Here is a 14,941-nt window from a genome sequence, read left to right as displayed (position 1 = left end):
TGACGGCTGGGTGCGGCGCTGCAGGCTCGCACGGAACCACCAACCCGGCACCAGCTGCCCAACCCCGCACCGTGCGCCGCCGCCAACCTCGCGCCCGGCCGCGGCACCCGCTGCTCAACCTCGCACGGTGCGCCGCCGCCAACCTCGCGCCCGCTCTGTCTCGCCGGGCTCGGCACGGTGCAGGTTCGTACATGCGGTGCGAGCTTGACGGCTGGGTGCGGCGCTGCAGGCTTGCACCGAACCAGCACCGCGGCACCAGCTGCCCAACCTCGCACCGTGCGCCGCCGCCAACCGAACGGCCCACCGCACGGCCTGCCACCGGCCACGTGTCCGGCTGCGCCCCGTCTCCCCGGGCTCGGCACGGTGCGGGTTCGTTCATGCGGTGCGAGCTTGACGGCTGGGTGCGGCGCTGCAGGCTCGCACGGAACCACCAACCCGGCGCCCGCTGCCCAACTCCGCACCGTGCGCCGCTGCCGCCCACCGAGCGCCGCCACCCACCCCGCGTGCGACCTCGCCCCCCCGCACGGCGCAGGCTGCACTCCGAAAGCCGCCCGGGGTGCGTGGGCCGCTAGGGTTCCACCATGAGCATGCAGCCGACCGGTGGGGCGCCGGCGCCGAGCCCAGTACTCGTCTCGATCGGATCCGTGGGGGTGACGCAGGACCGCATCGTCACGCCGAGCGGGACCTGGCCGGCCGCGCAGGTGAACATCACCGCGCAGGACCAGTCGTCGTCGACGTCGCACATCCCGACGTGGGCGATCGTGATGACCGTCATCACGGTGTGGTTCTTCCTGCTCGGACTCCTGTTCCTGCTCGCGAAGGAGCGACGGACGCAGGGCAACGTCTCCGTGTCGATCTGGGCCGCGAACGGCCAGTCGCACACCGAGTTCGTGCAGGTCTTCTCCGAGGAACAGCGCGTCGACGTGTTCAACCGGGTCTCCTACGCGCAGAACATCATCGGTCAGGCGCGCTGGCGCGAGTCGGCTGCCGGCAACTGACCGGCCACCGGCGCACTGCCGACGGCCCGACGCCGGTGGGTCGTCAGGGCTAGAGCTCGACCTCGAACGGCTCGGTGCGCACGAGTTCGTGCACGCCGGAGATGACCTCGCTCGGACGGAACGGGTACCGGTCGATCTCGGCCTGGTCGCTGATCCCCGTCATCACGAGCACGGTGTGCAGCCCCGCCTCGATGCCGGCCTGCACGTCGGTGTCCATCCGGTCGCCGATCATGCCGGTGTTCTCGGAGTGCGCGCCGATCCGGTTCATCGCCGACCGGAACATCATCGGGTTCGGCTTGCCCACCACGTAGGGCTGCTTGCCGGTCGCCTTCTCGATCATGGCCGCGATGGCGCCGGTGGCCGGCAGGACCCCCTCGGCGCTCGGGCCGGTGGCGTCCGGGTTCGTCACGATGAACCGTGCGCCGTCGCGGATGAGCCGCACGGCCTTCGTGATCGCCTCGAACGAGTAGTTGCGGGTCTCGCCGACGACGACGTAGTCGGGAGCGGTCTCGGTCATGATGAACCCGGCCTCGTGCAGGGCGGTCGTCATGCCGGCCTCGCCGATCACGAACGCGGACCCGCCCGGCATCTGCGACTTGCAGAAGTCGGCCGTCGCGAGCGCACTCGTCCAGATCCGCTCTTCGGGCACGTGCAGGCCGGAGCCCCGCAGCCGGGCGCTCAGGTCGCGCGGCGTGAAGATCGAGTTGTTCGTCAGCACGAGGAACTCGGTGCCGTCGTCGAGCCACTGCTGGATGAGCTCCGGCGCGCCGGGGAGCGCCTGGTTCTCGTGGACGAGCACGCCGTCCATGTCGGTCAGCCAGCACTCGACGTCGTCTCGGGTCGCCATGCGCCTCACCCTACTGCGCGGGGGTTCAGGTCCGGCTCGCGTCGGCTCGTGGTCGGCTCGGAAAGGGCCGGGAGGCCCGGGGCGGCTCTTGCGCGCTGCTGCCAGACCCGAGATGGTCGAGACACCGAACCGCGGTCGGGTTTGCCCTACGCTTTTCGGGACACGTACCGAATCAAGGAGGCCCCCTCGTGCTCGTCGAACCCGGAACCCCGTCCACCGCGCCCCGACCCACCCCGGTGTCGGAGACGGAGCTCGAGGTGACGCCGCGACGACGCCGAGGCCGCCCGAACGTGCTCTCCCGCGAGCAGGTGATCGACGCCGCCACGACCATCGCGAACGAGGACGGCCTCGACCGGCTGTCCTTCCGTGCCCTGGGCGTCCGGCTCGGCGTCGCCCCGATGACCGTGCACCGGACCATCGGCGGCCTGGACGACCTGCACGCCGAACTCGTCCGCCGCACGGTCGACGAGTTCACCGCCACCTTCGTCTGGCCCGACGAGTGGCACGCCGTCGTCCGCACCTTCGCCACGACGTTCCGCGACCTGATGCGCACCCACCCGCTCGTGCTCGAGTCGCACAGCCAGCGGGCCCCGCTCGCCTCGACCGAGTCGGACGCCGTCGTGGCGAAGGTCGTCGGTGCCCTGCAGGACGCCGGGCTGCCGCCGGCCGAGGCGATGTACGCCTTCTTCGTCGTGTACGACTTCGTGGTCGGGCACGCCGGGGTGCAGGTCGGACGCGGGGACTCCGAGGCCGGCCGACCCGAGCGGCACCGCCTGGTGGGCGAGATCCTCGGCGAGCACTCCTACGACGACCGGTTCGCGCTCGGCCTCGACATCCTGATCGCCGGCATCGAGGCGCGCATCGCCCGCACCGCCTGAGCCGGCGGCGCCCGACCCCGCGCCCGGCCGTACGCTGGTCGGGTGACCACTGCGCCCGAACCGTCGCACGAGCTGACGACCAACGGGGTGGGGCCGCACCCGGAACCCTGGCCCGACGACCCGAGGCTCGACCCGGAGCTGCTCGCCGCGGGGGACTCCCGGAACGTGCTCGACCGCTACCGGTACTGGTCGATGGACGCGATCGTCGCTGAACTCGACACCCGCAGGCACGCGTTCGACGTGGCGATCGAGAACTGGCAGCACGACCTGAACATCGGGTCGATCGTGCGGAGCGCCAACGCGTTCCTCGCCGGCACGGTGCACATCATCGGACGGCGGCGGTGGAACAAGCGCGGGGCGATGGTGACCGACCGTTACCAGCACGTCCGGTACCACCCCGACGTCGAGGCGTTCCTCACCGCGATGGCCGATGAAGCGCGTCCCGTCGTCGCCATCGACAACACCCCGGGTGCCGAACGCATCGAGACCGCGACGATCCCGGAGCGCTGCGTGTTCCTGTTCGGGCAGGAGGGCCCCGGGCTCACCGAGCAGGCGGTCGCCGGTGCCGACGCGCACCTCGAGATCGCGCAGTTCGGGTCGACGCGGAGCATCAACGCCTCGGCCGCCGCGGCGATCGTCATGCACAGCTGGGTCGTCCAGCACGCGGAGTTGCCCGGCGCGACGTCGTGAGCAGAAGTGGTCGGGTGCGGGCCCTGGACCCGACCATTCCTGCTCACGAAGCGGGCGTGACGGACGCGGGGCGGGCCTCCCGGCCGGGGGCAGGGGTGCCGCGTCAGCGCGCGGCGGTGGTGCGGCGCGCGACCAGGCGGGGTTCGACGAGCAGTTCCGTCGCGGCGATCCGCGGATCGGCGATGCGGGCGAGCAGACGCTCGCCGGCGCCGCGGCCGATCTCGACACTGCGGTCGTCGATGCTCGTCAGGCCGACGTACCGCATCGCGGCCACGGGGGTGTCGTCGTAGCCGATGACGGAGACGTCCTCGGGGACGCGCAGCCCGCGTTCGGCGAGTTCGGACAGGGCCCCCAGGGCCATCACGTCGTTCGCGGCGAAGACCGCCGTGACGTCCGGGTGCTCGTCGAGGAGCATGCCGAGGGCACGCGAACCGGCCTCTTCGGTGGGCTCGCCGGGCAGCACCGTCGTGACGACGGACGCACGTGTCGCCGCTACCTGCTCGAACCCGGCCTGGCGTTCCGCCGAGGCCGCCGAACTCGCACCGACGAACCCGAGTCGGGTGTGCCCGAGGTCGAGCAGGTGCTGCGCCGCGATGCCGCCACCGGCGTGGTCGTCGTTCGCCACCGTGTCGGCGCGCGGGATCGCGACGCGGCCGCCGGCGATCACGAGCGGCATCGAGGCGGGGATCGCCAGGTCGGTGGTCGGCTCGCCGGCGATCACGATGCCCTCGACGCGCATGGACAGGAAGCCCTCGACCGGTGAGGCGTCGAGCCCCGTGTTGAGGAAGCGGTCGGCGACCACGAGCCGGTGCCCCTGGTCCTGCAGGCTCTCGCGCAGGCCGGTGAGCAGGTCCACGAACCACTGGTTGCGGAAGTCGTCCAGCACCACACCGATGGTGCGGCTGCGGGTGCCGGCGAGGGACACTGCCGCGGTGGAGGGCCGGTAGTCGAGCTCCTGGATCGCCTTGAGCACCGCGGCCCGCCGCTGGTCGCTGACCCGGGGGGAGCGCTGCAGCACGAGGGAGACGAGGGACTTGGAGACCCCGGCGCGTGCGGCGACGTCGTAGATGGTCGCGGGCTTGCCGTCTCCCATGATGCGCTTCGACCTCCGTTGGCTCGTGCGTCGATCGTAGCGGTTGACGTGACATGGCCGGCGGGCGGGGTGGTGGTGCGGGTGGTCGAGTGAGCAGAAGACGACGGGTCCCGAACAGCCACTCGTCGTCATCTGCTCACTCCCTTGGGTTCGCGAGTCCTCCACAGGGGAGGCGCGGTGCCGGTTCTGCACGGAACTCCGGTTCGGTGAGCGGGGCGTCGGCGCGGGGCGCGAGCGTGTCGGCATGCGACCACGACCACTCCCTCCGGCGCTGCGAGGTCGGGCCTTCGACATCGGCGCGGCTGATCGAGCCGCAGTTCCCCGACAACGACTCCAGCGGAAGGACCTGACGTGCCCGACGCGATCGATCCGATGGCCCCGGGACCGACCACCCGATCCGATCCGCCGCATCCAGGCACTGCGGCCGGTCCTGTTGCCCGGACAGTTCGTCAGCCACACCTCGGCGGCGGTGTTGTGGGGTCTGCCGGTGCCTTGCGGCCCTGACACACCGGTGCACATCACCAGCGTGCACCCGCAGGCGCAGCCCCGGCGCGTCGGTGTGGTCGGGCACCGCGTGGCGGCTGACCGGGTGAACACCCGGCAACGCTGGGGTGTTCCGTCCAGCAGCCCCGCGACGCTGTGGGTGGAGTGCGGTGACCTGCTCGGACTCGATGAGCTCGTCGTCCTGGGTGACGCCATCGTCACGTCGCGGGCCTGCGCGACCGCGCTGGAGGACCTCGCCGCCGCGCTCGCCGGGGCGGGGAATCGTCGTGGCGTGCGGAAGCTGCGCGTTGCACTCGAGCTCGTGCGGGTGGGGGCCGGGTCACCGCAGGAGACCCGAGCGAGGCTGGCGATCGTCCGGGCGGGGCTGCCCGAGCCCGAACTGCAGGTCAACGTGCTCGACGAAGCCGGTCGGTTCGTCGGCCGTGTCGACATGGCCTACCCGGAGCACCGCATCGTCATCGAGTACGAGGGCGACCACCACCGGACCGACGCCGAGCAGTGGGGCCGTGACCTCCGCCGCTACCGTGAGATGGAACGACTCGGCTGGGTGGTGGTCCGGTGGACCAAGTCCGACCTGACGCTGCACCGCTCAGCCGCAGTGGCGCACCTGAAGACGCTCCTTGCACGCGGAGGTCGCGTCGAGTGAGCAGAAGACGACTGGTCGCTATTGCACACCCGTCGTCTTCTGCTCACTCGATGTCGCGGCGCCGCCGCCCGCGCCCCGCCGCCGCCCCGCGCCCGCTACCCGATCAGGCTCGGGCGCAGGTCACGCAGCGTGCGGGAGCGGGTCTGCCGCGCCGTGACCACGAAGGACACCAGGAGCGCCCCGAGCAGCCAGCAGAGCAGCACGCCCGCGTCGGACCACGCGGCGCCGAGGTTCCCGCCGTACATCGTCTGCCGGATCGCGTCGACCGAGTACGTCATCGGCAGCGCGAAGTGCAGCGCCGCCAACGGCCCAGGCAGCGTCTGCCACGGGAACGTCCCACCGGCGGTGACGAGCTGCACGAGCATGAGCACCAGGCCGAGGAACTGTCCCACCGATCCGAGCAGCACGTTGAGCGCCATGATGATCGCCGCGAAGGTCGCCGAGGCCAGCACCATGATCCCGATCGTGCCGCCGACGTGCACCACGTTCAGGTCGAGGGCGAAGCGCACGATGAAGAACAGCGCCACCATCTGCACCAGGCCGAGGAGCGCCGGGGTCAGCCAGCCGCCGAACACCACCGCGAGGGGCTTCCGCGCCGCCGTGATCGCACGCTTCGAGATCGGCTTGAGGATGAGGAACAGCGCGTACATGCCGATCCAGGCCGCGAGCGAGATGAAGAACGGCGCGAGGCCGGCGCCGTAGTTCGACGCGGCGGCGACGTTGTCGTCCCCGACCTTGACCGGGTCGGAGATGACCGAGGCCTGCGATGCACGCTCCGAGGCGTTCGACGCCGGGATCTTCGTGCGGCCCTGGTCGAGCGACGACGCGAGCTTCGACGAGCCGGTCGTGAGCTTGTCCAACCCTGACGCGAGCGACGAGGCGCCCTGGTCGGCGGTCTTCGCACCGGTCGCGAGCTGCGATGCACCGGACGACAGCGTCGGGGCGGCCGAGGCCAGATTCGACGTGCCGTCGGCCACCTGGGCGGCCCCCGATGCGAGCGTGGACGCCCCCGTCGCCGCCGAGGAGATGCCGGACGCGAGCGTCGGCGCCGCGGAGGCGAGCGACGACGTACCGGCTGCGACCTGCGCGGAGCCGTCTCGGAGCCTGTCCACCGAGGACTTCGTGCTCTCGTAGGTCTTCTTCGCCGAAGCGCCGGCGCTGTTGACCCGGGTGACGGCATCGGTGACGGACGACTGCAGGGCGGTCTGCTGGTCCTTCGTGAGCTCGACGCCCTCGGGCAGGTTGTCGGTGATGCCTGCGATCACCGTCTTGGCGTCCAGCGGCTGGAGCGACTCGACGTCGGGGCTGTAGGAGTCGACCGTGTCGGCGAGCTTCTTGTTGCCGGCCGCGACCCGCTGCGCCCCACTGTCCAACTGCTGCGTCTGCGACGGCAGCGCCGCCGTCTGCTGCTGCGCGCTGGCCAGCCCGGACGCCAGGGTCGACGCCCCCGACGCCACCTGCTGCGCCCCGCTGTCCAGCTGCTGGGTCTGGGACGGCAACGACGCCGTGCCGGAGGCGAGCTCCGCCGCACCGGACGACAGCTTGCCGGTGCCGTCCGCGAGCGTGTGGGCACCCCGGTCCGCCTTCTTGGCCCCGGAAGCGAGCTCATCGGCACCGTCGACGGCGTCGCCGAGGCTGTCGCGGACGTCGGCGAGCCCGACGAGCAGGGTCTTCGCGGCCTGCTTGCCGACGCGCTCGGCGACGGCGGTGCGCATGGTCTTGCCCGCCTGCTCGGCGATGGTCGAGGCCAGGTACGAGTTCGTGTCGGCCGTCGTCATGACGAGCTTCGCCTGCGTCGGGTCGTCGGACTGCGCGGACACCAGGTGCTCGGAGAAGTCGTGCGGGATGGTGACGACGAAGTCGTAGGTGCCGTTCCGGACACCGGAGCGGGCGTCGGCGGCGCTCGTCTTCGTCCACTTGAAGTCAGCGCCGTCGATGGCCTCCTTCGTGACGTCCTTGCCGTAGTCGACCTGGTCGCCGTCCAGCGTGGCGCCGGCGTCGAGGTCCACGATCGCGGCGGGGATCTGGTCGAGCTTCGCGTACGGGTCGCGGTTCGCCCACAGGTAGGCGCCGCCGTAGAGCAGCGGCACGATCATCAGCGCGATGAACGCCAGGCGTGCGAGCGGGGTCGCGGTGAGCCGCGCGAGTTCTGCGCGGACGAGCGAGGTGGTGGTCACTTCTGTGCCTCCGTCGGGACGGTTGCGGATGCTGTGGTGACGGAAGGAGCGGCCAGGAGGCCCGGCTCGGTTCCGTCGGTTCGGGCCACGTCCTCGGGGTCCTCGGTCTGGGGCTGTTCGAGCGTCTCTGCGACGCCGGGCGCCGCGACGTCGTCGTGCGTCTCGATCGTGTCGAGCAGGTGCTCGACGGTCGCGGCGGCGGCCTTCGAGGTCACCAGCACCACGGTCACGCCCCGTCGGGCGACGTCGCGGACCACCTGGAACCAGTCCTCGACGGCGCCGCCGTGCCGCTCGGGCGAGGTGATCACGATGCCGGTGACACCGTCGCGGAGCAGCGCGAGCTCGACGAGCAGCCGGATGCGCACGGCCGTCGGGACCCGCTGCACGGCGGTGTCGACGTAGTCCCGCAGTCCGAGCTCGTCGAGCACCGTGTCGACGTGCTCGCGGTTCGGGCGCTGCCCGGCGAACGCGAGTTCCTCGCGCACGATCTGCTTGAGGGTCAGGACGGGGAAGGGTTCGGCGATCCCGGGGGTGTCGACCAGCGCGAACGCGCGGCGGACGGCTGCCGGGTCCTCGTGCCCGTCGAGCAGCAGGCGGCCGGTGTCGGGCTGCATGCGGCCACCGGCGACGAGGGACGCGAGCACGGGTGCCTGCTCGGTCTCGACGGCGAGGACCCCCGGGCGTCCGGGCGCGGCGACGGCGGAGACGACGGGCAGGGGTGCGCCGGGCTCCTCGCCGATGCCGACGTGGTCGAGTTCGAGGGTCATACGTGGTCCTTCGGGGCGGGAGCGGGAGCTGCGGGTTCGGAGAGCAGTGCGGTGCGCCAGTCGATGCCGGCCGTGCCCAGCGCCGACACCACCACCATCCGCCGTCCGTCCTCGTCGCTCGTGCCGGAGCGGGTGGCTTCGTCGAGGACGGCGATGCACGCGCCCTCGACCAGGCGGCCGAGGGTCTCGGGGTCGACGTCGTCCCGCATCGCGCCGTCGGCGATGCCGAGCGCGCACGCCTGACGCACCTGTGAGCGCAACGGGGCGAAGACCTCGGCGACGGGTTCGGCGAAGGGGCTGCGCACGGCGATCCGGGCCATCGAGCGGACGTGCGAGACCTCGGTCCAGAGCGTCACCGCGATGGCTGCCAGGCGTGCGGCCGGCGGGAGCCCCTGCAGGTCCGAGGCGGTGGGCATGGCGGCGGCGATCCGGGCGGCGCCGGCGGTCACGACCTCGCGCACCAGGTCGTCGCGCGAGGGGAAGTGCCCGTACACCGCGCGACGCGAGAGGCCGGCCGCGGCGGCGATCGTCTCGATGGAGGCGTCCGGGTCCTGCTGCAGGCAGGTCCGCGCCGCGTCGAGGAGTGCTGCCCGGTTCTCCGTGGCGTCGCGGCGGGGCGCGCGGGAGGGGTGCTCGGTGGTGGTCACGCACCCCATCGTAATAACGTGCACACGTGTGTGCAACTTAACAGGTTCCGTCCCCTGGACGAGGGGTGTCCCCCAAAGTGCGGACTGTCTTCCCTGAGAACGAACGCATAGCTTCACAGGAATCTCATGCGAACCACGGACTGAGCCTGGAGTGCCCTCTTTGAACCGTGCAACACCGAACACCGACCCGAAACCCACCCCCCATCGCTTCACCCGCGTCCTGACCGCCGGCATCGCCGTCGCGGCCCTCGCATGCGGCGGTCTCGCAGTCGGGGGCGCGGCCTCCGCTGCTCCGGCCGGGATCCCGGTGGCCGACCTCAAGCTCTCCGCGCCGCTCCGCGACGCCAAGCCGACGAAGACCGTCGCGGCGTTCGTGCGCACGACCGGCCAGGGCGCCCTCGAGGTGGACGCCAAGGCCAAGGGCGGCGACCTGACCCAGTCGCGCAGGCAGTCCTCCGCCGCCGCGGACCGCGTCGAGGCGATCCAGTCCACCGTCGCCGCGGTGCGGTCGGCCGTCAAGCGCGCCGATGCCGACGCGACCGAGCTCTACTCGACCGAGTACACCGTGCCCGGCGTCGCGGTCGTCGCCGACGTCGACGCGTTCCGGAAGATCGCCGAGCGCTCCGACGTCGAGAGCATCATCCCGCTCACGCCGAAGAAGATCGTCGAGCCGACGGTCAACGAGAACGCCGACGCCGCTCCCTCGGGCGTCGACCCGAGCCTGGTGCGCCCCGGTGCCGACGGCGTCTCGCCGAAGAACGCCGCGAGCGACGTCTACACGCGCTCGCTCAACGCCTGGCAGCAGACCGGCCACACCGGCAAGGGCGTCAACGTCGCCGTCCTCGACACCGGTCTCGACTACACGCAGGCCGACTTCGGCGGCCCCGGCACCACCGAGGCGTACCAGCAGGCCCTGGCGAACGCGAGCAGCGGCGCCCCGGACCCGAGCCTGTACGACGCGTCGAAGTTCCTGGGCGGGTACGACTTCGCCGGTGCGACGTACAACGCCAACCCCGAGGACCCGAACACCTACGACCCGGTGCCGGCTCCCGACGACAACCCGATCGACGGCAAGGGCGGCGACCACGGCACGCACGTGTCCGGCTCGATCGCGGGCTACGGTCTGACCGCCGACAAGCAGCAGTTCGACGGCGACTACACCAAGCTCACCACGCAGCAGGTGCAGGACATGTGGATCGGTCCGGGCACCGCGCCCGAGGCCGGCCTGTACGCCCTGAAGGTCTTCGGTGACAACGGCGGTTCGACCGACGTCACCGGTGCCGCGCTCGACTGGGTGGGCAAGGCGCTCACCGAGGGCAAGGACATCAACGTCCTGAACCTGTCGCTCGGCTCCGACTACGGTGCACCGGACGACCCCGACAACGCCAAGATCGACGCACTGACCGCGCGGGGCGTGCTCCCCGTGATCGCCTCGGGCAACGCCGACGACTTCACCGACATCGGTGGTTCGCCGGGCAACGCCGAGGGTGCGCTCACCGTCGCCGCGAGCGCCACCGGCCAGTCGCTCTACGACGGCGTGCAGGTCACCGCACCGGCCGACGTCGCGAAGACCTACCGGTCGCAGTACTCGTCCAACTTCAAGGGCACCCTGCCGGTCGAGGGCGACGTCGTCGTCCCGACCGCGAACATCGACGGCTGTGCCGCGTTCAGCGCCGCCGACGCCGCGAAGATCAAGGGCAAGGTCGTCTGGCTGAAGTGGACGGACGCCGCGCTCGAGTGCGGTTCCGCCGTGCGCTTCGACAACGTCGAGGCCGCCGGCGGTGTCGGTGTCCTGCTGGCGGGCACGCTCGACACGTTCGAATCCGGCATCGGTGGCAACGCGACCATCCCGGGTGCCGAGCTGACCGCGAAGAGCGTGGCGAGCCTCCAGGCCACCGCGAAGGCGGGGACCCTGCACGTGCGCTTCGCGGACGAGCTGAAGGGCTTCGAGGTCGCCATCGAGGCGGACGCCGTGAACACGCTCGCGTCGTTCACCAGCCGTGGTGTGCACGGGTCGTTCGACGACATCGTCAAGCCGGACATCGCCGGCCCCGGGGTCAACGTGATCTCGGCGGCGAACGGCACCGGTGACGGCCGCATGTCGATGAGCGGCACCTCGATGGCCACGCCGGACGTCGCGGGCATCGCGGCGCTGACGTTCCAGTCGCACCCGACCTGGTCTGCCCCGCAGGTCAAGGCGGCGCTGATGAACACGGCGACGCACGACGTGAAGGACGGCAACCGTTCGGCCACCCTGCTCCGCCAGGGCACCGGTCGCGTGGACGCGCTGCAGGCGGTCACCGCCGGCACCACGGTCCGCAGCGCCGAGAACGACCAGCTCGTCACCGCGTCGTTCGGTGTCGTCGAGGTCGCGAGCGGGACGAGCGAGACCCGCACCCTGCAGGTCGACAACACCGACAGCACGGCGCACACGTACGACGTGTCGTACCAGCCGCAGGTGTCGCAGCCGGGTGTGACCTTCGCGCTCAGCTCGAAGCAGGTGACGGTGCCCGCCAACGGCTCCGCTTCGGTCACGCTGACGTTCTCGGTCGCCGACCCGACGAAGCTCCGTCGTGTCATCGACCCGACGCAGGACGCCGTCCAGAAGGGTTACCAGCGCGAGTTCGTGACCGCTGCCTCGGGCATCGTGGCCTTCGCGCCGACCGACAGCACGCTCAACCCGATGCGCCTCGGTGTCTACGTGGCACCGAAACCCGTCAGTGCGGTGCGTGCGCGGACCACGGTCCCCTTCACGGGGCCGGGCAAGTCGGCCGAGCTCACGCTCAAGGGCCGCACGCTCGACCAGGGCGGCCTGACGACCGGCTACCACGCGGCCGTCGCCCCGTTCGTGCTCGGTGGCACCGACCCGGCCGAGACGTTCCCCGAGGGTTCGGCGGAGCAGTCGCTGCTGGCGGCCGACGTCCGTTCCTACGGTGCGTCGTACGACAAGGCGTCGGGCACCATCGCGTTCGGTGTGCAGACCGCCGGTCCGGATGCCGACCCCGGTGCCGTGACCAACGTCGAGGTCCTCATCGACACGAACCGTGACGGTGAGCCCGACTACCTGGTGTACGACGCGAAGTCGGCCACCATCGACGCCACGCTCGCGACGACGATGAACCTGGCAACGGGCAAGACGGTCGACGCACAGCCGCTCAACGGCGGAGCGGCCGGCCAGGACGTCAACACCTTCGACAGCTCCGTCAAGGTGCTGACCGTCGGTGCCTCGGCGATCGGCGCGTCGACGAAGTTCGACTACACCGTGCTGACCGAGTCGGCCTACGCCCCGGGTGCCGCCACCAGTGGTTCGTCGGTGGTGGACGAGACCAAGCCGGTCACGTTCGACCCGACCAAGCCGAAGCTGTCGTTCTCGCAGGACGGCGCCACCGGCGTGCTGTTCGCCGACGCCGACTCGCTGACGGTCACCCGCGCCTCGGGTGTCACCAAGGCGACGGTGCTGCTGCTCCACCTCGACAACGCGGCGGGCAAGCAGGCCGACACGTCGACCATCAACGTGGTCCCGCCGAAGCTCGCGCTGGCGAAGGGGAGCAAGGTCACGGTGAGCGGGACGGCGAAGGTCGGCTCGACCCTCACCGCGAAGCACGGCACCTGGAGCACGACGAAGGCGACGTACAAGTACCAGTGGCTGCGTGACGGCAAGGTCGTGAAGTCGGCCACGGGGTCGAAGGTCACGCTCGGCTCGTCCGACCTCGGGCACCGCATCAGCGTGCGGGTGACCGCCCATGCCTCCGGGTACGAGGACGGTACGGCGAAGTCCGGCGCGACCGCGAAGGTCACGCGCCGCTAGGACGGAGCCGGGGCGCGGTTCGCGCGCCACACGGTGAGCAGGAGATGTCGGGTCCCTCGTGGGGACCGGGCATCTCCTGCTCCTTCGTCGCCCGGAACGCGTGTTCGGGACAGGTAGTTAGACAAACTAGTGAACCGGTGCCAGTGTGGCTCCCATGCAGAGCACGCTGAACCAGCTCCGGTCCAACCCGGTCGAGTGGCGCCGTCGTGGACTCACTCCGCCGGACGTCATCCAGGCCATGATCGAGCAGCGTCTGGCCGAGCCGGGGCACTCCCAGCTCGTCGGGGACCCGTCGTACCAGGACTTCTTCCGGAGCTGATCCGGACACCGTCGGACGGTCCGGGACGCACCGGACGACGGAGGGGAGGCGCGGTGCCAGCTGGNNCCGCGCCTCCCGTCCGTCCGTCTGGTCGCGTCCGGAGCCTCGCGCAGCGCGCCGTCCACAGGGGCGTCACGCCGGGTGGCGCGCAGGTGACCAGCCGATAGACTCGGGTGGACCACCGGCCCGGACGGCCGTGTGCGGTCCTCCGCCAACGTGAGGAGAACCAGATGCCCGCAGCAGTCATCATCGGCGCCCAGTGGGGCGACGAGGGCAAGGGGAAGGCCACCGACCTCCTCGGCTCCCGCATCGACTACGTCGTGAAGTTCAACGGCGGCAACAACGCCGGCCACACCGTCGTCGTCGGCGGCGAGAAGTACGCCCTGCACCTGCTGCCCTCCGGCATCCTGACGCCCGGCGTGACCCCGATCATCGGCAACGGCGTCGTCGTCGACCTCGAGGTGCTGTTCCAGGAACTCGACGCCCTGCGTGCCCGCGGCGTCGACGTCTCGAAGCTCCTCGTGTCGGCCAACGCCCACGTCATCACGCACTACCACCGCACCGTCGACAAGGTGACCGAGCGGTTCCTGGGCAAGCGCCAGATCGGCACCACCGGTCGCGGTATCGGCCCGACCTACGCCGACAAGATCAACCGCGTCGGGATCCGGATCCAGGACATCTTCGACGAGAACATCCTGCGCCAGAAGGTCGAGGCCGCGCTCGACCAGAAGAACCACCTGCTGGTCAAGGTCTTCAACCGCCGCGCGATCGACCCGGAAGAAGTCGTCGAGTCGCTGCTCTCGTTCGCCGAGCGCCTGCGCCCGATGGTCGCCGACACCGCCCTCGAGATCCACCGTGCGCTCGAGCGCGGCGAGACCGTCCTGTTCGAAGCCGGCCAGGCCACCATGCTCGACGTCGACCACGGCACCTACCCGTTCGTCACCTCGTCGTCCGCGACCGCCGGTGGCGCCGCGACCGGTTCGGGCATCGGCCCGGGCAAGCTCGAGCGGATCATCGGCATCGTCAAGGCGTACACGACCCGCGTCGGCGCCGGTCCGTTCCCGACCGAGCTGTTCGACGAGTCGGGCGAGTTCCTGCGCGCCAACGGCTTCGAGTTCGGCACCACCACCGGCCGCCCGCGCCGCTGTGGCTGGTACGACGCCCCGATCGCCCGCTACACGGCACGCATCAACGGTGTGACCGACTTCGTGCTCACCAAGCTCGACGTCCTGACCGGGCTCGAGACGATCCCGGTGTGCGTCGCGTACGAGGTCGACGGCGTCCGCGTCGACGAGGTCCCGGTCAACCAGTCCGACTTCCACCACGCGAAGCCGGTGTACCAGGAGTTCCCCGGCTGGACCGAGGACATCACCGGAGCCCGCACCTTCGACGACCTGCCGAAGAACGCGCAGGACTACGTCCTGGCGATCGAGGCGATGTCCGGCGCACGGATCTCCGCGATCGGTGTCGGCCCCGGCCGTGACGCCATCGTCGTGCGGCACGACCTGCTCGGCGACGACGAGCGTGCCGACCAGCGCGCCGGCGAGCGCACCGACGCAGCGTGACG

The 14,941-nt window shown here is 71.1% G+C and carries 12 protein-coding genes; 7 read left to right on the top strand and 5 right to left on the bottom strand.

The window, feature by feature from the left end; all coding sequences use genetic code 11:
• Nucleotides 1–581 precede the first annotated feature (581 nt).
• A complete protein-coding gene (locus H489_RS24470) occupies nucleotides 582–998 on the top strand; it encodes a hypothetical protein (protein WP_042539144.1) in 417 nt (138 codons plus the stop codon).
• A gap of 49 nt (nucleotides 999–1,047) precedes the next feature.
• Here the strand turns inward: H489_RS24470 and H489_RS24465 are convergent, their stop codons facing one another.
• Complete coding sequence (locus tag H489_RS24465) at nucleotides 1,048–1,845, bottom strand: HAD-IIA family hydrolase (protein WP_017886329.1); 798 nt, start codon at nucleotides 1,843–1,845, stop codon at nucleotides 1,048–1,050.
• Between the two features lie 188 nt (nucleotides 1,846–2,033).
• Between H489_RS24465 and H489_RS24460 the strand changes: the two genes are divergently transcribed.
• Nucleotides 2,034–2,723 carry a TetR/AcrR family transcriptional regulator C-terminal domain-containing protein gene (locus H489_RS24460; RefSeq protein WP_017886328.1) on the top strand — a complete coding sequence of 230 codons (690 nt, stop codon included), beginning with the start codon at nucleotides 2,034–2,036 and terminating at the stop codon, nucleotides 2,721–2,723.
• 42 nt (nucleotides 2,724–2,765) lie between these two features.
• The gene (locus tag H489_RS24455) at nucleotides 2,766–3,413 is read left to right on the top strand and encodes a TrmH family RNA methyltransferase (protein ID WP_017886327.1); all 648 of its coding nucleotides are present in this window, start codon (nucleotides 2,766–2,768) and stop codon (nucleotides 3,411–3,413) included.
• 103 nt (nucleotides 3,414–3,516) lie between these two features.
• Here H489_RS24455 and H489_RS24450 read toward each other — a convergent pair whose 3' ends face one another.
• Nucleotides 3,517–4,506 carry a LacI family DNA-binding transcriptional regulator gene (locus H489_RS24450; protein WP_017886326.1) on the bottom strand — a complete coding sequence of 330 codons (990 nt, stop codon included), beginning with the start codon at nucleotides 4,504–4,506 and terminating at the stop codon, nucleotides 3,517–3,519.
• Nucleotides 4,507–5,017: 511 nt separating this feature from the next.
• On the opposite strand from H489_RS24450, the gene H489_RS24445 reads away from it, so the two are divergent.
• Nucleotides 5,018–5,656: an endonuclease domain-containing protein gene (locus tag H489_RS24445; RefSeq protein WP_017886325.1), complete on the top strand. Its 639-nt coding sequence runs from the start codon at nucleotides 5,018–5,020 to the stop codon at nucleotides 5,654–5,656.
• Nucleotides 5,657–5,751: 95 nt separating this feature from the next.
• Here H489_RS24445 and H489_RS24440 read toward each other — a convergent pair whose 3' ends face one another.
• Genes H489_RS24440 through H489_RS24435 form a run of 3 tightly spaced genes read right to left on the bottom strand, consistent with a single transcriptional unit; the run spans nucleotide 5,752 to nucleotide 9,256 of the window.
• Entirely contained in the window at nucleotides 5,752–7,833 is a 2,082-nt protein-coding gene (locus H489_RS24440; protein WP_017886324.1) for a YhgE/Pip domain-containing protein, read from the bottom strand.
• Complete coding sequence (locus H489_RS0118515) at nucleotides 7,830–8,600, bottom strand: hypothetical protein (protein ID WP_017886323.1); 771 nt, start codon at nucleotides 8,598–8,600, stop codon at nucleotides 7,830–7,832. The genes H489_RS24440 and H489_RS0118515 overlap by 4 nt, the downstream gene beginning before the upstream one ends.
• Nucleotides 8,597–9,256 carry a TetR family transcriptional regulator gene (locus tag H489_RS24435; RefSeq protein WP_031259333.1) on the bottom strand — a complete coding sequence of 220 codons (660 nt, stop codon included), beginning with the start codon at nucleotides 9,254–9,256 and terminating at the stop codon, nucleotides 8,597–8,599. The genes H489_RS0118515 and H489_RS24435 overlap by 4 nt, the downstream gene beginning before the upstream one ends.
• Before the next feature lie 151 nt (nucleotides 9,257–9,407).
• On the opposite strand from H489_RS24435, the gene H489_RS0118510 reads away from it, so the two are divergent.
• The 3 genes from H489_RS0118510 to H489_RS24430 all read left to right on the top strand — a co-directional run bounded on the left by H489_RS0118510 (nucleotide 9,408) and on the right by H489_RS24430 (nucleotide 14,939).
• The gene (locus H489_RS0118510; protein ID WP_017886321.1) at nucleotides 9,408–13,055 is read left to right on the top strand and encodes a S8 family peptidase; all 3,648 of its coding nucleotides are present in this window, start codon (nucleotides 9,408–9,410) and stop codon (nucleotides 13,053–13,055) included.
• 154 nt (nucleotides 13,056–13,209) lie between these two features.
• Entirely contained in the window at nucleotides 13,210–13,374 is a 165-nt protein-coding gene (locus H489_RS38080; RefSeq protein WP_159557278.1) for a hypothetical protein, read from the top strand.
• Nucleotides 13,375–13,604: 230 nt separating this feature from the next.
• Nucleotides 13,605–14,939, top strand: coding sequence for an adenylosuccinate synthase (locus H489_RS24430; protein WP_017886319.1), 1,335 nt, complete (start codon nucleotides 13,605–13,607; stop codon nucleotides 14,937–14,939).
• The last annotated feature ends 2 nt before the right edge of the window (nucleotides 14,940–14,941 follow it).

This window comes from Curtobacterium flaccumfaciens UCD-AKU (assembly GCF_000349565.1).
Lineage (GTDB): Bacteria > Actinomycetota > Actinomycetes > Actinomycetales > Microbacteriaceae > Curtobacterium > Curtobacterium poinsettiae.
This window is presented reverse-complemented; position numbering and strand designations above follow the sequence as displayed.